Raw genomic sequence first — 15,890 nt, 5'->3', positions numbered from 1 at the left:
CCGAAGCGGAGCTGTTACGGCGTGACGATTACGCGGTAGACGGGGGTTTCGGCGGCCTGCTTGAGCGCCTTCTCGACCTCGTCCAGCGGGTAGCGCGCCGTGACCAGCGTCTCCAGCCGTGCGGACAGCCGGCCGCCGCGCAGCAGTTCGGCGGCGGCGCGCCAGTCGTCCGGCTCATGGCTGAAGGAGCCGGTGACGGTCAACTGGCGCCGGTGCACCTCGTAGCCGGGCAGCTCGGCGGGCGGGCCGCCGGGGCCGCCGCCGTAGAGGACGATGGTGCCGCCGTCGGCGACCGCGGCGAGGGCGGCGGCGATGGCCTCCTTGGACGCGATGGTCACGACGACCACGTCCGCCGGGGGCAGCCCGCCGATGTCCTCGGGGGTGACGGCCGCGTCGGCGCCCGCCGCCGCGATGGCGGCCAGCCGCTGCTCGTCCCGTTCGACCACCGCGACGCCGCGGGCCTGCAGCTGCGCGGCGACGGCGAGGTGGAGACGGCCCATGTAGCCGGCGCCGATGACGGTGACCCGGTCCCCGGCGCGGAAGCCGCCGCGGCGCAGCGAGTGGACCACGCAGGCCAGCGGTTCGCCCATGGCGGCGACGGCGGGGTCGGTGTCGCCGACCGACCACACCCGTGAGGCGGGCAGGGCGATGTATTCGGCGAGCCCCGCGCCCATGGTGATCGCGCCGTCCTCCCGCTTGTGCCCCTGGAGCGCGACACAGATGGCGGTCTGGCCGCGCCGGCAGCTTCGGCAGGCCCCGCAGCGCGGCAGTCCGTCGAGGGCGACGAGGGAGCCGACGGCGGGCATGTCCTCCAGTGCGGCGGCCTTGGCGCCGATCCGCTCGACCCAGCCGGAGATCTCATGTCCGGCGGCGGCCGGGTAGACCGTCATCCGCCCCGCGTAGAGATTGGCCTCCATGGTGCAGATACCGCAGGCCGCGATGCGTACCAGCACCTCGGAGTCACCGATGTCGGGGACAGGTATCTCTCTGGTCTCCACCTGGCCTGCCGCCGTGATGACAGCTGTACGCATGTGAACTGCCTTCCGGATTAAGGATGTTGTGCCGGGAGGCTATGTCGGGGCGACAGGGGTGGCAAGGAAGAACGATCACATGCTGGATCGCGCACCGGAAGACGTCCTGCGGAACGCCCACCAGATGATCACTGCTCCGGCCGCGGCGGCTGCCGCGCCGACGACGGAGGCCACATGCATGGCGTGGACGAACCCCTCGTCGGCGATGTCCGACAGCCGGGGCAGCCGCATCTTCGCGCCGAGCAGCCGGGTGGCCTCGGGCGACTCCCCGGCGGCGGCTGCGTCACCGGCGGGCAGCCCGCTCAGCCGGGGCGTGACCCGGTCGCGGTAGACGCTGACCAGGACGGAGCCGAGGACCGCCACTCCGAGGACCCCGCCGATCTGCCGCAGCGAGTTGTTGACGGCGGAGCCCGCGCCGGTCCGGTCGGCGGGGAGGATGGCCATGATCGCCTCGGTGGTGGGCGCGACGGCGGCGCCCATGCCCAGGCCCTGGAGGATGAGGAAGACCCAGAACAGCGGCAGTCCGCTGCTCTCGTCCAGGAAGACATAGGCGACGAAGCCGGTGGTGGCGATCAGCATGGCCGCGGTGACGACCGGGCGCACCCCGTGGTTCCGTACCAGCTTGGCCGAGAGCGGGGCGCCCAGCAGCACGCCGAGGGCGACCGGGGCGATGGACAGCCCGCACTCCAGCGGCGTCTGTCCCTGGACGCCCTGCAGATAGAAGCTGGTGTAGTACATCGAGCCGTTGAGCCCGAAGAACGTGAGCATGACGGCGACGCTGGCGCCGGTGAAGCGGATGTCGCGGAAGAGCCGGACGTCGAAGCTGGGGTTGGCGACGCGCAGTTCGACGAGGACGAAGACCGCGACCAGCAGCACGCCCCCGGCCAGCGAGGCGACGATGGCCGGATCGGTCCAGTCGTTGCGGTGGCCGCCCTCGATGACGCCCCAGACGATGGCGAAGAGCCCGGCGGTGGAGAGCACCACGCCCAGCGGGTCGAACTTCTGCCGCACCCGGGTGACCACACCGGGCAGGAAGACGAATGAACCGGCCACGCACAGCACCACGATCGGCACATTGACCAGGAAGACCGACCCCCACCAGAAGTGGTCGAGCAGCGCTCCGCTGAGCATCGGCCCGGTCGCGATCGCGATTCCACTGGAACCCGACCAGATGGCGATGGCGGTGGCCCGGTGCCGCTCGTCGAAGACCTGGGCGATCAGGGCGAGGGTCGCGGGCATGATCAGGGCGCTGCCGATGCCCATCGCGCCGCGGGCCACGATGAGTTCGGTGGCCGAGCCGGAGTAGGCGGCCCAGGCGGAGGCCGCGCCGAAGAGCACCATGCCGGTCAGCAGTAAGCGGCGGTGGCCGTAGCGGTCGGCGAGCACCCCGCCGGTGAACAGCAGCACCGCGAAGACCAGGGTGTACGAGCTGATGCTCCACTGGAGCTGATTGGGGCTCGCCCCGAGCCCTTCGTCGGGATCGGCGAGGGTCTTCAGGGCCACATTGAGCACGGTGTTGTCCAGCCACACCGCGAGTTGGGACAGGACGAGCACCGAGAGCGCGAGCCATTGGCGGCCGGTGGGGGAGTGCGCGGAACCGGTCTGCGCGGCATCGGTGGTCGCGGTGTTCTGTGCAGCCATGGGGGCGGCGCCTTTCGGGACCCGAGGGTGAGGTGTGGGGGGTCCGCGTCGTATGGCAAGGGATGGCGTGCTGGCTCTAGAGGAAGTTACCAATCCGCCGAGCGGGGGCGCAGCCCCTTGCCGGCACGGGGAGGTGTCGTGGCCGGAACGCGAGGGTATTTCCCGGCGGGAAGTGTCCCATAAGGAACGATCTTCCTTGCCGTGTGCCAGGGGGCTCGTTACTGTTCCCGGAAAGGGAACGGGGGTGTCCTTTGAGCCATTTCGGAATTCAACCAAATGGGCGAGTGCCTATTGACGGATTTGACGCGGAGGTGGGCGCGGCGAGAGCGGTTCGAACGGAGCCGGACATGGGGTCGGACAACCTGGAGGAGACTCTGGGCCAGGCGTTACGCCTGCTGGAGTCCGCAGTGCACCACCACCGCCGCTCCGCGCTGGCCTCGGCGTCCGCCGAACTGCCGGTGGCCGGGGAGGCCGTGGCCGGGTGGGTGGCGCGGCTGGTGCTGCGCGCCGAGCGGGATGTGATCTGGAGCCTGCCCGAGGTGACGGGCGAGGACCACGCCCGGCTGGTCGGACAGACGCTCGCCCAACTGGCGGGCAAGGGGGTCAGGACCCGGATGCTCTGCCCGCCGGGCGTCATCCGGGGTGCGGCGTGGCAGCGCTCGGTGGGGACCGTGGCGCGGCTGGAGGTCCGCGTCTGTGAGGGGGTGCGGCAGGAGCTGGTGGTCGTGGACGGCGCGGCGGTCATCGCGCCCGACGCCTCGCCGGGCGAGCCCGGCGGCTCCCGCGCCTCGATGATCCAGAACTCGACCGTGGCCGATATGCTGCATCAACTGCTGTGCGGCATGTGGGACACGGCCCAGCGCCCGATGCGGCCCCTGTCGTTCGAGGGCGGCGCGCGCGGCCGGGTGCTGCGCGAGGTGCTGAAGCTGATGGCGGAGGGCTACAAGGACGACGCGGCGGCCCGCAAACTCGGCCTTTCGGTGCGTACCTACCGTCGCTATGTGGCTGACATCATGCGGGACCTGCAGGTCGAATCGCGGTTCCAGGCCGGAGTGCGCGCCGTGCGCGCCGGGCTGATGGAGTCCGACCCCGACTAGGGGCGGGCCGCACCTGCGGGCAGCAGCCGGGTTGTTGCTGGTTTGAGCGTTATTGGCACGCTTCTGTCCGCTGACGACCTGGCAGCTTCCTGCAGATTCCACGTTCTGACCGCGCGGTAACCGGCTGCCGTCTGCAGCTTTATGACACCCGGACCAGTCGAACGCTGGTGTTCACCCGGCATGTGACAGCTAGTGGACTCTGGGGTTGTCCCCTCCCGGACCGGCGCCTAGCGTCAGCGGAAGCTTCGTCGCTTTGCCCATGCCCGAAAATGGAGGTGCGCGGTAATGACCGCCATCGTCGAAGAGCGTCGTGAAACCATCAAGGAAATCGTCACCGATATTCTTGAGATCGACCCCGACGAGGTCTCTGAGACCAGTCTCTTCAAAGAAGAGCATGACGCGGATTCACTGCGTGCCATTGAAATACTCGCGGCTTTGGAGAAGACCTTCAATATCGTCATAGAGCAGTCCGAACTCAGCCGGATGGTGAACCTTCAAAGCGTCTACGAGGTTGTCTCCGACGCGGCGGGCTGGTGACCGCCGGAACTTGGCGGTCTCTCGGAAGGCAGGGCGAAATGCGTGGTGAGCCGGGTCGCAGGGTCGTCGTCACCGGCCTCGGTGCGGTGTCCGGAATCGGCATCGGCGCGGCGGAATTCCTCGCCGGACTGCGCGCCGGGAAGAGCGCGGCGGGCCCCATCACCGCATTCGACACGGAGGGCTTCGACCGCTCTACGGCGTGTGAGGTCAAGGATTTCGAGCCGGACCGGTGGATTCGGAATCTCGATGTCCGGACCCTGGGCCGGGCGAGCCGGTTCTCGGTCGCGGCGGCCCGTATGGCGGTGGCCGACGCCGGATTCGCCGAGTCGGAGAGCGCGCTGCGCGACATCCCCTGTCTGATCTCCGTCGGCACGACCGACGGCGAGTCCAGGGACCTGGATCATTTGGTCGAGGAGGAAGTGGACCTGGGGCCCGAGCGGATGGATCCCACGGTCGCCCGGCGGGTGCCCGCCGGACGGCTTTCGAGCGCGATCGCCCAGGAGTTCGGCCTCACCCGGGCCGAGGCGGTCACCCTCCCCACCGCGTGCGCCGCCGGGAACTACGCGATCGGCTACGGCTTCGACGCCATCCGCGGCGGGGACGTGGACCTCGCGCTGTGCGGTGGGGCCGACGCCCTGTGCCGTAAGACCTTCACCGGCTTCTACCGCCTGGGCACCATCGCCCCCGAGCGCTGCCAGCCCTTCGACAAGGACCGCAAGGGCATTCTCACCGGCGAGGGGGCGGGCATCCTGGTGCTGGAGAGCCTGGAGTCGGCGCTGGCCCGGGGCGCCCGTATCTACGCCGAGGTCCTCGGCTACGGACTCAACTGCGACGCGGACCACCCCGTGGCCCCCAACCAGGACAGCGTGGCCCGCTGTATGCGGCTGGCCCTGGACAACGCCCACGTCAAGCCGGAAGAGGTCGACTTCATCTCCGCGCACGGCACCGGCACCAAGGCCAACGACATCACCGAGGCCCGCGCCATCCGCCAGGTGTTCGGGGACGCCGCCCCGCCGCGCACGGTCTCCATCAAGTCGATGATCGGCCATTCCATGGGCGCCGCCGGGGCGCTGGCCTCGATCGCCTGCGCCCTCGCGCTCACCGAGGGCTTCATCCCGCCGACCATCAACCACCAAGAGACCGACCCGGAATGCGGTCTGGACTGTGTGCCCAACCAGGCCGTGGACGCCGACCTGAAGGTGGTCCAGAACAACGGTCTGGCCTTCGGCGGCAACAACGCCGTCGTCATCTTCGGCAAGAGCCGAGCGGACTGGTCATGAGTCAGCTGGTGACCGGCGCCGGGGCCGTGGCGAGCGTGGGCGAGGGCGTCGACGAGGTCTTCCAGGCTCTGTGCGCCGGCATCAGCGGACTCGGCGAACTGCGCGGCTTCGACCCGGAGCGGTACCGGACCCGCCACGCCTACGAGATCGACGACCGCCCCGCGCCCGGCGCCGACCTCCCGGGCCGCGCCACCGACTGGCTGCTGCGCGCGGTCGGCGAGGCCGCGGCCCAGGCCGGGCTCGGCGAGGACCTGAGCGAGGTGCCCGTCCTCGTCGGCACCGGGCTGCGGGAACTGCGCTCCGCCGAACTCGCCTGGCGCGACGGCACGCCCTTCGACATCGACCGGCTGCACTTCGGCACCGCGCTGCGGACACGTTTCAGCGCGGTCCGTACCCACACCTTCTCCGGGGCCTGCTCGGCCTCCCTCTACGCACTGGCACTCGCCGCCGACCTGCTGACCACGGGGGCCGAGGACACCGTGGTGGTGGCCGGTGTGGACACCCTCACCGAGTCGATGTACGGGCTGCTGGACCGGGTCAACAGCGAACCTCCCGACCGCGTCCGGCCGTTCGACCGGAACCGCCGCGGGGTGCTGATGGGCGACGGCGCGGCGGCCGTGGTGCTGCGTCGGGAGGAGCCCGGCGCGGGAACCGGCGCGCTCGGCCGGGTGCGCGCCGTCAGCATGAACTGCGACGCGCGCCATGTGACCGCCCCGGACCCCCGCGGCATCGCGCGGGCGGTGCACGAGGCGCAGTGGCGGGCGGGCGTCACACCGGGCGACATCGATCTCGTGCTGCTGCATGGCACCGGCACCCAACTGAACGACGCCGCCGAGGCCGCCGCCATCGCCGAGGTCTTCGGCCATGAGGTGCGCGGGCCCCTGATGACCGCCATCAAGTCCATGACCGGCCACACCTCGGGCGGCTCCGGTCTGCTCAGCCTGATCGTCGCGCTGGAGTCCCTGGCGTCGGGCCGGGTGCCGCCCACCCTGGGCCTGGCCGAACCGCTGCCCGAGGCCGCGGCGTTCCGGTTCGTCCGGGAGGAGGCGCGGGACGGCGGGGATCTGCGGGTCGCGCAGATCGACGCGTTCGGCTTCGGCGGTGTCAACGCGGTGGCCATCGTGGAGAGGGCCGGCCGATGACGCAGGGCCCCGGCGAAGTCGTCGTCACCGGCGTGGGCCTGGCCCTCCCGGGTGCCGACACCCCCGACGCGCTGCTGCGCGGCACCGCCTGCCCCGTCACCGGGCCCGCCGCCGAACCGTTCGACACCGCCGCCCGGATCGGCCGCCGGGGCCACCGCTACAAGGACCGGGCCACCCGGCTGGCGCTGTGCGCCGCGCTCGACGCGCTGCGGAGCGCCCGCCTGATCCCCTCCGACGGCGAGGAGGTGATGGTGCCGGGCGACACCGTCGGCGTGGTCGCCAGCTCCAATCTGGGCAACCTCGACACCGCCTGCCTCACCGCCGCCGCCATCGCCGAGCGTTCGGCCGTGGACCTCAGCCCCATGAGCCTGCCGAACGCCTCCAGCAATGTGATCGCCTCCTGGGTCGCCATCCGCCACGGACTGCGCGGCCCCAACCTGATGCTGTGCAACGGGGCGACATCCGGCCTGGACGCCGTCCACTGGGGCGCCGCACTGGTCGCGGCGGGCCGGGTCCGGCGCGCGGTGGTGATCGGCGTGGAGACGCACAACGCCGTCGTGGAGGATCTGCTCGGCCGGCCCGCCGCTGAACTGCTGGACGGCGCGGCCGCCATCGTCGTCGAGGGCGCCCACTGGGCCGAGGCGCGGGGAGCGCGAGCCGCCGCCACCCTCGGCCCGTACGAACGGCGGGCCGGGCTCAGCGGCTGTGTGGAGGCCCTGCTGCCGGGCGGCGCCGCGCCCGGCGTCTGGTTCACCCCTGAGCGTTACGCAGAGGGGCCCGCCGGGGCCCGTGCCGGGGCCGAGGGGCCCGCCGGGGCCGTACCGGTTCCGCAGTCAGTGCCGCGCTACGACGTCACCAGCGCGGTGGGCCGGGCCTCCGGGGCCCTCGGGGTGCTGCAGTGCGCGGCGGCCATCGGCTGGCTGGCCCGCGCCGAGGCCGGGACGGACGCCGAGACCGGCGCCGGGCCGCAGGCCGCCGGGCCGGATGCCGGGCCGGAAACGGGAGCCGGGAGCGGCATCGCCGCCGGTCCCGGGGCCGCGCCGGGCCCGGTGCCCGTGCCCGCGTCCCGCCAGGCGCTGATCACCAGCGGTGACGACACCGCGGACGCCGTGGCCGGACTGCTGCTGCGCCCCACGCCCGACCGGTGCCACCCGCACCCCCCACGAGCCCCCCTTTCAGCCATGGAGTGTTCCCGATGACCGCCGCCGCCCCGCCGATGTCGACCAAAGCCCTGCTGACGGACGCCACCACCGTCCGGCTGCGCCCGCGCTACGAGGGCTCGAACATCTGCACCTGGATCGGCTTCAAACACGTCAACTACCTCGTCGAGGAAGCCGTCCTGGTGCACTTCGCGGACTCCGGGGCGCCCGCCCGGCGGCTGTACGAGGAGCACGGTCTCGGGCTGGACATCGTCGCCCTGGAGACCCGCATCCTGCACGCCTTCCACATGGACGACGTAGCCGAGGCCGAGGTGACGCCCGACACCGCCGACGACGACCGCACCCTCGGCTTCCGGGTGACCCTCCGCGTGGAGCGCGACGGCTCGGTCCTCAAGGCCGTCGCCGCCAAGGTGCGGGTCTCACTGCGCGCCGACGCCTATCTGCCGGAGCCCGCCGAACCCCCCGCCGAATTCGCGCCGTTCGTGGTGGACCGGCTGGGGGCCGAGGGGCCCACCGGCGAGCTCGCGCGGATCCGGGTGTCGCTGCCGGACGGCGACGAGGACGCCGTCCTGGCCTCGCTGACCGAGGGCCGCAACGCCTACGCCTGGAAGTGGAACATCCCCTATCCGTACTGCCACTTCACCGAGCGGCTGCAGATGTCCGGCTATCTGCGGCTGATGGAGGAGGCCAAGGACCGCTTCGTCCTGGACCGCGGCATCTCCATCAAGACCCTGCTGGACGACCGCAGGTGGATACCGGTCGTCCCCCAGTCCTCGGTACGCGTCGTCGACGAGGCGGTCATGGAGGAGGATCTCTATACCGTCTACACGGTCGAGGAGATCTTCAAGGACCTCACCTACACCGCCCGGATGGACTGCTTCGTCGTCCGCGACGGCACGCTCACCCTCACCGCCACCGGCCGGATCACCCACGGCTACGCGGTGATCGAGAACCGCAGTGACTGGCGGCTGGTCCCCTTCGACCAGCGGGTGCTGGACGCGCTGGCCGGAATGCAGAGCGGCACCTGATGGACGACGTACTGGTCACCGGACTCGGCGCGCTGTCCCCGCTGGGCGCGGGCACAGGCGCCTTCTGGCGGGGGATGCACGCGGCGGAGACCGCGCCGGTGCGGGTCCCCGATCCGCTCGCGCATATGGACCATCCGCTGATGTACCTGGTGCCGGAGGCCGACCTTCCGGACGGTCCTGAGGAGCAGGACGGGCTGCCGCTGGGACGCGGCTCCCAGTTCGCGCTCGCGGCGGCGCGCGAGGCGGTCGCGGACGCGGGGCTGGCCGCGCTGCCGGGGCCGGGCGCCTCGGGCACCACGGACGCCGGGCTCGATCCGCGCCGGGTGGCCGTCGCCCTCAGCACCGGTATGGGCGACACGGATCTGCACGAGGGCTGGTGGACCGGCGAGGCCCCCGCGTCCGCCCGCTGGGCGCCCGCCTTCCCGCTGGCCTCGGTGGTCGGCGGGTGGTTCGGCGCGCAGGGCGTCAACACCTGTGTCAGCAACGCGTGCGCCGCCAGCGGCTACGCGCTCTCGATGGCCGCCGATCTGATCCGCTCCGACGAGGCCGACGTGGTCATCGCGGGCGGCGCCGAGGCGTACTCCCGGGTCGCCCTCGCCTGCTTCAACCGGCTGGGCGCCATCGACCCCGAGCGCTGCCGTCCGTTCGCCGCCGAGCGGCGCGGCACCGTCTTCGGCGAGGGTGCCGCGGTGCTCGTCCTGGAGTCCGCCTCGCACGCCCGCGCGCGCGGCGCGCGCACCGTCTACGGCCGTCTGGCGGGCGCCGGTTGGAGCTGCGACGCCCACCACGCGACCGCCCCCGAGCCCTCCGGCGAGCAGATCGAGCGCGCGATGCGCGTGGCGCTGGGCGAGGCGGGGGCCGGGGCAGGGGTCGGGCCCGGAGCCGGGTCCGGCTCCGGCGGGCTGGGGTTCGTGATCCCGCACGGCACCGGCACCGCGCTCAACGATGTCGTGGAGAGCCGGGTGCTGGACGCGCTGACCCCCCGGACGCCGCTCTACAGCGTCAAGGCGCTCATCGGGCACACCGGCGGCGCTGCGGGCGCGTTCGCCGCGCTGGCCGCCAGTCTGGTGCTGCACCACAAGACGCTGCCGCCGAATGTGCCGGTCGGCACGCCCGATCCCGAGTGCGCGGTGCCGCTGGCGTACGGCTCCACGCCCATGACCGGGGCGTACGGGCTGGTCAACGCCTATGCCTTCGGGGGCAACAACATCTCGCTCGTCTTCGGGGAGGCCGCCGCGTGAGCGACGCACGTGCGGCCGCCGGGCCGCAGATGGCGACGAAAGCCGCGCCTCTGCGCCGCGTGGGCGGAGAAGCGAACGAGGAGGCAGCGCGCAGCGAACCGGCCGTCGGCCTGGTGGTGACGGGCATCGGCACCGTGGGCGCGGACGGCTTCGACTTCCGTACGGCGCTCGGCCGGCACGGCTACAAGTACCTGCCCGCCGCCTCCCAGTACTTCCTCGCCGCGGCCAAGGGCGCGCTGGCACAGGCGGGCCCGGACGCCATGGAGGCGGTCGGGCCCGAGGAGCGGGGCGCCGCGGTGGGCACCAACAGCGCGGCCGTCGCCCTGCACCACACGATGGACCGTACGGTCACCGTCACCGGGGCCGGGGATCTGTCCCCGGTCACCGCGCCCTACTTCTCCATCAACCTCTTCGGCAGCCGACTGGCCACCGAACACGACCTGAAGGGCTTCAACCTCACGTTCACCAGCCCCCGGGTCGCGGGCCTCGAAGCGCTCCAGAACGGCCAGCGCGCCATCGCCACGGGGCGGGCCCGGTGGCTGCTGGCCGGGGCCACCGAGGAGGCGCTGCCCGAGAGCGAACCGGGGGCGGAGACCTCGGAGGCCGGAGCCGTCGCGCTGGTGCTGGAGCCCGAGACGGCCGCCCGGAGCCGGGGGGTGGCGGCGCTGGGCCGGGTGGGCGTCCGCTCGTTCTTCCTGCCGCCGCGGGTGGCCGCCTCCGCCGAGGGGGCCGAGCGGGCCGCGGCGCTGCTGCGGGACGCGCTGGACGCCCTCGGCCACCGGCCGGACCAACCCCTGGCCGTCACCGCCGTCCTGGACGGCTCCCCGGTCGGCGAGGCCGTGGCGGTGGCGCTGGAGGAGAAGGTGCTGGACGAGCTGGCGCCGGGCGGGCGGACAGCGGCCGGGAAGCCCGAGCGGGTCCTGGCGGGCGCGGGCGCCCTGGAGCCGGTGGCGCGCGTGGCCGCCGCCCTCGGCGCACCGGCGGGCCACGCCCACGCCGTCGTCACCGCGGCGGCCGAGGGGAACGCCGCGGTCTGCCTGGTCACCCCGGGCGGTGCCACCCCGGGCGGGGCCGCAGGGGCGGAAGCGAGCAGCGCGGAAGCGAGCAGCCGATGAGCGGACGACGGAGGGCGAGCGGCCGATGATCACCCGACTCGAAGGTTCCTGGTGCCTGGTCCTGGGCGCCTCCAGCGGTATGGGCCTGGCCATCGCCCATGAACTGGCCCGCGAGGGCGTCCACATCCTGGGCGTCCACTTCGACACCACCGACGGCCAGGAGAAGGCCGCCGTCGCCCGGGAGGAGATGCGCGGCCACGGCGTCGAGGCCCACTTCTTCAACGCCAACGCGGCCTCCGCCCGCACCCGCGAGGAGCTGCTGCCCCGGTTCGAGGAGCTGACCGGCGGCACGGGCATCCGGATCGTGGTGCACTCCCTGGCCTTCGGCACCCTGCTGCCGTACGTCGGCGCGGAGGGCGAGGACGGCCTGACCGCCCGCCAGATGAACATGACGCTCGACGTGATGGCGCACTCCCTCGTCTACTGGACCCAGGACCTGTTCACCGCGGGGCTGCTGCGCGAGGGCGCCAAGGTGTACGCGATGACCAGCGCCGGGGGCACCCGGGTGATGCCCTACTACGGCGCCGTCTCCGCGGCCAAGGCCGCCCTGGAGTCCCATGTACGCCAGCTCGCCCTGGAGCTCGCCCCCTCCGGTATCGCCGTCAACGCGCTGCGCGCCGGGGTGACCCCGACCCCGTCCATGGAGCGCATCCCCGGCAGCGACCGGCTCGCCGCCCACGCCCGGGACCTCAATCCGCACCGGCGGCTGACCCGGCCCGAGGACGTCGCCGAAGCCGTCTCGCTGCTCTCGCGCACCGACTCCTCCTGGATCACCGGCAATGTGATCGGCGTGGACGGAGGTGAGCTGTTGACATGACGGCCCATCTGCTGATCGAGACGGGCGGACCGCAGACCGGACCCGCCTGCGAGCGGTTCCTCGGCGACGCCGCGCGGCTGGCCAGGGACGGCCACCAGGTGGTGCTGTTCCTCGTCGAGAACGGCGTGACGGCCGCCGTCCCCGGCACCGCGCCGGGCATCGAGACGTTTCTCGGCGACGGCGGCGAGCTGTGGGTGGACTCCTTCTCCGCCGCCCAGCGCGCCCTGCCCGCCGCCGATCTGACGCCCCGGGCGCGGCTGGTGGAGATGGACGACGTGGCCGCCAAGCTGCTGGAACCGCGGGTCAGGGCGGTGTGGCACTGATGCCCAGGCCCGTCCCCCGTACCGATGTGCTGCTCAATCTCTTCGGCGCGCCCCATCAGACCGACCTGGTCACCTCGGCGCTGCGGCTGGCGTCCGCGCTGCTCGCCCGGGGGGCCAGGGTGCAGATCTGGACCTGCGGCGACGCCACCCGGCTGACCGGCGCGGCCCTCGGCGACACCAAACCGCGCGACTACACCGACCTGGGGCGCGAGCATCCGTCCACCGCCCGCGTCGTCCGCGAGCTGATCGAGGATCACCCCGACCGGCTGTACTGGTACGTGTGCCGCTTCTGCGCCGAGGAGCGGGGCGCCGCAGAGCAGATTCCGCAGGTGCGCACGCGGGCCCCCTTCGTCTTCGCCGAGCATGTGAACGCGGCGGACAAGAGCCTGCTCATGGGGGTGTGCTGAGCCATGGGCGACCAGGCGCGCTGGCTGGTGATCGTGGAGAAGGCGTACCGGGGCTCGATCGAGACCCAGTACGCCGACGTGCTGTACTGCGTGCCCGATCTGCACCGGCAGAGCGGCGGCTGCGATGTGGCGCTGCGCGGCCCCGCCGTCGGCTACGCCCTCGACACGGGCCCGCGGCCCACGCTGCGCCTGGGCGACCACACCCTGGACACCCTGCCCCACCCACCGGCCTCCGTGGCGAAGCTGCTGGCCGCCGGGGTGACCGTGCTGGTCGAGGAGGACGGCCTGGCCGCGCTCGGCCGCACCGCCGCCGAGCGGCTGCTGCCCGGCGTACGCGTCATCGAGGGCGACGACCTCGCGGCGCGCTGGCCCTCCTACGAACAGGTGTGGTTCCTGTGACCCGCCCCTCCCACGGCCCCCGGGCCTCTACCGAAGGAGTACCCGAACCCATGGTCAACGCCCCCGGCGGGGCAGTCCCGGTCATCTCGGCCTGGACCGCCGTATCGCCCCTGGGACTGCGCGGGGCCGACTTCACCGCGGCCCTGCGGTCCGGCCGCACGGCCGGCCGTCCGCTGGACCCCGAGGAGTGGTCGGTGCCGTTCCGCGAGGCGAGCCTCGTGCCCGACTTCCACATCCGGCAGATCCTCGGCCGTAAGGGCACCCGCTCCATGGACCGGGCCACCGGACTGGCCGTCACCGCGATCCGCCATCTGCTGACCGGGGAGCGGGAACACGACGAGGCCGAGCGGCTGCCGGGGGTGGGCGAGGAGACCGGCCTGGCACTCGGCACCAGCACCGGCTCCGCCCAGAGCATCATGGACTTCACCCGGGACTCGCTGGTGGGGAAGAAGCCCTTCTACGTGGACCCGGCCCGGTTCCCCAACACCGTGATGAACTGCGCCGCCGGTCAGTCCGCCATCTGGCACGGGCTCAGGGGCCCCAACACCACCATCGCGGGCGGCCGCGCCACCGGACTGCTCGCCCTCCGGTACGCGCTGCGATTGCAGCGCGCCGGACGCGCCCAGGCCGTGCTGTGCGGGGCGGTCGAGGAGTTCTCCTCGGCCCGCGCCTGGCTGGAGTGGCACGCGCGGGCGGATGAGGAGAGTGCCGACAGCGCCGCCGTCCTCGGGGAGGGCGCGGCCGTGTGGCTGCTGGAGCCCGACGCCTCGGCGCGCGAACACGGCCGTAAGGGGCTCGCCGAGGTCCTCGGCCTGGAGTTCGGCTGCGCGGCGGACGCGCAGCAGGCCCGTACGGTGCTCGCCGAGGCGATCGGCCGGCTGCTGGACCGCACCGGCGTGACCCCCGGCGAGCTGAGCGCCGTCGCCGACTCCAGCGCCCCCGGCGCCGAGGGGGCGGCCGAACGCGCCGCCCTCGCCGACGCCCTCGGGGGTGCGGAGCCGCCGCGGATCACGGCCGCCGACACCGTCGGGGACACCTGCGCCGCCGCCGCGGCCTTCCAGATCGCCGCCGTCCTGGCGCTCGCCGAGCATGACCCCTCGGGTGCCTCCTCGGCGAGTGAGCCGAAGGGGCGCGTCGCTGTCGAAAGGGAGAGCGCGCGCAGGCCCCTGAGGAACGAAGGGGCCGAGCACGGTCGACCGTCGACAGCGACTGAAGCGCCCCGGAGGCGAACCGAGCCTCTGAAAAATGGCGATACCGCCCTGGTCACCACCGTGGACCGGGACGGCGTGGTCGGCGCGGCCCTGCTGCGGATCCGGTGACGGGCCGGCCGCCCCCTGAGCTGAAGGAGCTGGTTGAGATGACGGACCGAGAGACGACGCGCGGCGCCCCCGACGGAGCGGCGCCCCGTACGGCGCTCGTCTTCCCCGGGCAGGGCGCCCAGAAGGCGGGCATGGGCCAGGCGTGGCGGGAGACCGCCTCCTGGGCGCTGGTGGCCGAGGTATCGGAGTACACCGGTATCGACGTCGAGGAACTCCTGCTGAAGGCCGACGACGAGACGCTGCGCCGCACCGATCTCGCCCAGATCGCCGTCTTCACCACCGAGGTGCTCGCCCACCGCGAGGCGGAGGCCGCCGGGCTGCTGGACGGGGTGGTGGCCTGCGCCGGGCACAGCCTGGGCGAGTACACCGCGCTCCACGCCGCCGGGGCCCTGCCGCTCGCCGACACCGCCCGTCTCGTCGCCGCCCGCGGCCGGGCCATGCGCGCGTGTGCCGAGCGGTCGCCCGGCACCATGGCCGCCGTGGTGCGGCTCCGCCCCGAGACCGTGGAGGCGCTGGTCGCCCGGGTCCAGGAGGACGGCGGCCAGGTCTGGATCGCCAATGTCAACGCACCCGGCGCCATCGTGCTCTCGGGTACCGCCGAGGCCGTCGACCGGCTCGCCGAACTGGCCGTCGAGAGCGAGGGCAAGGTGATCCGGCTCGCCGTCGGCGGCGCCTTCCACAGTCCGCTGATGGCCTCGGCCGCCGACGAGGTGCGCGAGGCCCTGGCCGCCGTGCGGTTCGCCCCCGAGCATCTCCCGGTCGTCGCCAACGTGGACGCCCGCCCGTACGCGAGCGGCGAGCACTGGCGGGAGCTCGAACTGAGCCAGCTCACCAGCCGGGTGCGCTGGGAGGAGAGCGTCCGCACGCTCGCCGGTGAACTGGGCTGCACCCGGTTCGTGGAGCTGGGCCCCGGGCGCCAACTGACCGGCATGATCCGTCGGATCGCGAAGGGCGCGCTCACCGTCCCGGTCGAGTCGGCCGCCGCCCTCGCCGAGCTCACGACCCCTGAAACCCCTGAAACCCCCGAGAGCTCCGGAACACCCGGAACACCCGAACCCCGCTGAGCCTCACTCTTTGAGAGCGGAAGGAGACCCCCGCATGGCCGACGCCACCGCCGCCCTGGACATGGATGAACTGCGCACCTTCGTCGCGGATGTGCTCGATGTGGACGAGGAGGACGTCACCGACGACGCCGACTTCGTCAAGACGCTGGGCGTGGACTCCCTCATGGCCCTCGAGGTCATGGTCGTCCTGGAGAAGAAGTACTCGGTGAAGCTGGAGGAGCGGGAGATGAAGGACATCACCACGCTCCGCAAGGTGCACGACCTGCTCGCCTCGAAGCTGGAGAAGTGA

General features: G+C 72.7%; 17 protein-coding genes. 15 read left to right on the top strand and 2 right to left on the bottom strand.

The genetic code is table 11. The annotated features are described in order from the left end of the window. Positions 1 to 14: 14 nt before the first annotated feature. Together STRVI_RS38590 and STRVI_RS38585 are read right to left on the bottom strand one after the other, a co-directional pair. Positions 15 to 1,031: a zinc-dependent alcohol dehydrogenase gene (locus STRVI_RS38590; protein WP_014060992.1), complete on the bottom strand. Its 1,017-nt coding sequence runs from the start codon at positions 1,029 to 1,031 to the stop codon at positions 15 to 17. 75 nt (positions 1,032 to 1,106) lie between these two features. After that, entirely contained in the window at positions 1,107 to 2,672 is a 1,566-nt protein-coding gene (locus STRVI_RS38585; protein ID WP_014060991.1) for an MFS transporter, read from the bottom strand. Positions 2,673 to 3,019: 347 nt separating this feature from the next. Between STRVI_RS38585 and STRVI_RS38580 the strand changes: the two genes are divergently transcribed. The 15 genes from STRVI_RS38580 (at position 3,020) to STRVI_RS38510 (ending at position 15,890) form a co-directional block, all read left to right on the top strand. Next, positions 3,020 to 3,769: a helix-turn-helix transcriptional regulator gene (locus STRVI_RS38580; RefSeq protein ID WP_014060990.1), complete on the top strand. Its 750-nt coding sequence runs from the start codon at positions 3,020 to 3,022 to the stop codon at positions 3,767 to 3,769. A 285-nt stretch (positions 3,770 to 4,054) separates the two neighbouring features. Further along, a complete protein-coding gene (locus STRVI_RS38575) occupies positions 4,055 to 4,306 on the top strand; it encodes an acyl carrier protein (protein ID WP_014060989.1) in 252 nt (83 codons plus the stop codon). A 38-nt stretch (positions 4,307 to 4,344) separates the two neighbouring features. Continuing rightward, positions 4,345 to 5,586: a beta-ketoacyl-[acyl-carrier-protein] synthase family protein gene (locus tag STRVI_RS38570; RefSeq protein WP_014060988.1), complete on the top strand. Its 1,242-nt coding sequence runs from the start codon at positions 4,345 to 4,347 to the stop codon at positions 5,584 to 5,586. Continuing rightward, a complete protein-coding gene (locus STRVI_RS38565; protein ID WP_014060987.1) occupies positions 5,583 to 6,728 on the top strand; it encodes a beta-ketoacyl-[acyl-carrier-protein] synthase family protein in 1,146 nt (381 codons plus the stop codon). Before STRVI_RS38570 ends, STRVI_RS38565 begins: the two co-directional genes overlap by 4 nt. Further along, complete coding sequence (locus STRVI_RS38560) at positions 6,725 to 7,927, top strand: beta-ketoacyl synthase N-terminal-like domain-containing protein (RefSeq protein WP_014060986.1); 1,203 nt, start codon at positions 6,725 to 6,727, stop codon at positions 7,925 to 7,927. The genes STRVI_RS38565 and STRVI_RS38560 overlap by 4 nt, the downstream gene beginning before the upstream one ends. Further along, positions 7,924 to 8,916, top strand: a complete 993-nt coding sequence (locus STRVI_RS38555; protein WP_014060985.1) for a thioesterase family protein — start codon at positions 7,924 to 7,926, stop codon at positions 8,914 to 8,916. Before STRVI_RS38560 ends, STRVI_RS38555 begins: the two co-directional genes overlap by 4 nt. Beyond that, positions 8,916 to 10,157 (top strand): beta-ketoacyl synthase N-terminal-like domain-containing protein, encoded by a 1,242-nt coding sequence (locus tag STRVI_RS38550; protein ID WP_014060984.1) that lies wholly within the window; start codon positions 8,916 to 8,918, stop codon positions 10,155 to 10,157. Before STRVI_RS38555 ends, STRVI_RS38550 begins: the two co-directional genes overlap by 1 nt. Then, positions 10,154 to 11,272: a beta-ketoacyl synthase N-terminal-like domain-containing protein gene (locus tag STRVI_RS38545; protein ID WP_014060983.1), complete on the top strand. Its 1,119-nt coding sequence runs from the start codon at positions 10,154 to 10,156 to the stop codon at positions 11,270 to 11,272. The genes STRVI_RS38550 and STRVI_RS38545 overlap by 4 nt, the downstream gene beginning before the upstream one ends. Positions 11,273 to 11,297: 25 nt before the next feature. Further along, positions 11,298 to 12,089 carry an SDR family oxidoreductase gene (locus STRVI_RS38540; protein WP_014060982.1) on the top strand — a complete coding sequence of 264 codons (792 nt, stop codon included), beginning with the start codon at positions 11,298 to 11,300 and terminating at the stop codon, positions 12,087 to 12,089. Next, on the top strand, positions 12,086 to 12,412 hold the full coding sequence (locus STRVI_RS38535) for a DsrE family protein (protein ID WP_014060981.1): 327 nt from the start codon (positions 12,086 to 12,088) through the stop codon (positions 12,410 to 12,412). The genes STRVI_RS38540 and STRVI_RS38535 overlap by 4 nt, the downstream gene beginning before the upstream one ends. Next, the gene (locus tag STRVI_RS38530; protein ID WP_014060980.1) at positions 12,412 to 12,819 is read left to right on the top strand and encodes a DsrE family protein; all 408 of its coding nucleotides are present in this window, start codon (positions 12,412 to 12,414) and stop codon (positions 12,817 to 12,819) included. Before STRVI_RS38535 ends, STRVI_RS38530 begins: the two co-directional genes overlap by 1 nt. Positions 12,820 to 12,822: 3 nt before the next feature. Beyond that, on the top strand, positions 12,823 to 13,218 hold the full coding sequence (locus STRVI_RS38525) for a hypothetical protein (protein ID WP_014060979.1): 396 nt from the start codon (positions 12,823 to 12,825) through the stop codon (positions 13,216 to 13,218). Positions 13,219 to 13,268: 50 nt separating this feature from the next. Further along, positions 13,269 to 14,537, top strand: coding sequence for a beta-ketoacyl synthase N-terminal-like domain-containing protein (locus tag STRVI_RS38520; protein WP_014060978.1), 1,269 nt, complete (start codon positions 13,269 to 13,271; stop codon positions 14,535 to 14,537). Between the two features lie 38 nt (positions 14,538 to 14,575). Continuing rightward, positions 14,576 to 15,601: an ACP S-malonyltransferase gene (locus tag STRVI_RS38515; protein WP_014060977.1), complete on the top strand. Its 1,026-nt coding sequence runs from the start codon at positions 14,576 to 14,578 to the stop codon at positions 15,599 to 15,601. A 34-nt stretch (positions 15,602 to 15,635) separates the two neighbouring features. After that, a complete protein-coding gene (locus tag STRVI_RS38510; RefSeq protein WP_014060976.1) occupies positions 15,636 to 15,890 on the top strand; it encodes an acyl carrier protein in 255 nt (84 codons plus the stop codon).

The organism is Streptomyces violaceusniger Tu 4113 (assembly GCF_000147815.2).
Classification (GTDB): domain Bacteria; phylum Actinomycetota; class Actinomycetes; order Streptomycetales; family Streptomycetaceae; genus Streptomyces; species Streptomyces violaceusniger_A.
This window is presented reverse-complemented; position numbering and strand designations above follow the sequence as displayed.

Bases quoted from the DNA above. Each gene is read 5' to 3' on its own strand.
- STRVI_RS38575 (WP_014060989.1), top strand. From the start codon at position 4,055: ATGACCGCCATCGTCGAAGAGCGTCGTGAAACCATCAAGGAAATCGTC.
- STRVI_RS38550 (WP_014060984.1), top strand. From the start codon at position 8,916: ATGGACGACGTACTGGTCACCGGACTCGGCGCGCTGTCCCCGCTGGGC.
- STRVI_RS38590 (WP_014060992.1), bottom strand. From the start codon at position 1,031: ATGCGTACAGCTGTCATCACGGCGGCAGGCCAGGTGGAGACCAGAGAG.
- STRVI_RS38520 (WP_014060978.1), top strand. From the start codon at position 13,269: ATGGTCAACGCCCCCGGCGGGGCAGTCCCGGTCATCTCGGCCTGGACC.
- STRVI_RS38535 (WP_014060981.1), top strand. From the start codon at position 12,086: ATGACGGCCCATCTGCTGATCGAGACGGGCGGACCGCAGACCGGACCC.
- STRVI_RS38585 (WP_014060991.1), bottom strand. From the start codon at position 2,672: ATGGCTGCACAGAACACCGCGACCACCGATGCCGCGCAGACCGGTTCC.
- STRVI_RS38555 (WP_014060985.1), top strand. From the start codon at position 7,924: ATGACCGCCGCCGCCCCGCCGATGTCGACCAAAGCCCTGCTGACGGAC.
- STRVI_RS38570 (WP_014060988.1), top strand. From the start codon at position 4,345: ATGCGTGGTGAGCCGGGTCGCAGGGTCGTCGTCACCGGCCTCGGTGCG.
- STRVI_RS38580 (WP_014060990.1), top strand. From the start codon at position 3,020: ATGGGGTCGGACAACCTGGAGGAGACTCTGGGCCAGGCGTTACGCCTG.
- STRVI_RS38515 (WP_014060977.1), top strand. From the start codon at position 14,576: ATGACGGACCGAGAGACGACGCGCGGCGCCCCCGACGGAGCGGCGCCC.
- STRVI_RS38510 (WP_014060976.1), top strand. From the start codon at position 15,636: ATGGCCGACGCCACCGCCGCCCTGGACATGGATGAACTGCGCACCTTC.
- STRVI_RS38540 (WP_014060982.1), top strand. From the start codon at position 11,298: ATGATCACCCGACTCGAAGGTTCCTGGTGCCTGGTCCTGGGCGCCTCC.
- STRVI_RS38560 (WP_014060986.1), top strand. From the start codon at position 6,725: ATGACGCAGGGCCCCGGCGAAGTCGTCGTCACCGGCGTGGGCCTGGCC.
- STRVI_RS38565 (WP_014060987.1), top strand. From the start codon at position 5,583: ATGAGTCAGCTGGTGACCGGCGCCGGGGCCGTGGCGAGCGTGGGCGAG.
- STRVI_RS38530 (WP_014060980.1), top strand. From the start codon at position 12,412: ATGCCCAGGCCCGTCCCCCGTACCGATGTGCTGCTCAATCTCTTCGGC.
- STRVI_RS38525 (WP_014060979.1), top strand. From the start codon at position 12,823: ATGGGCGACCAGGCGCGCTGGCTGGTGATCGTGGAGAAGGCGTACCGG.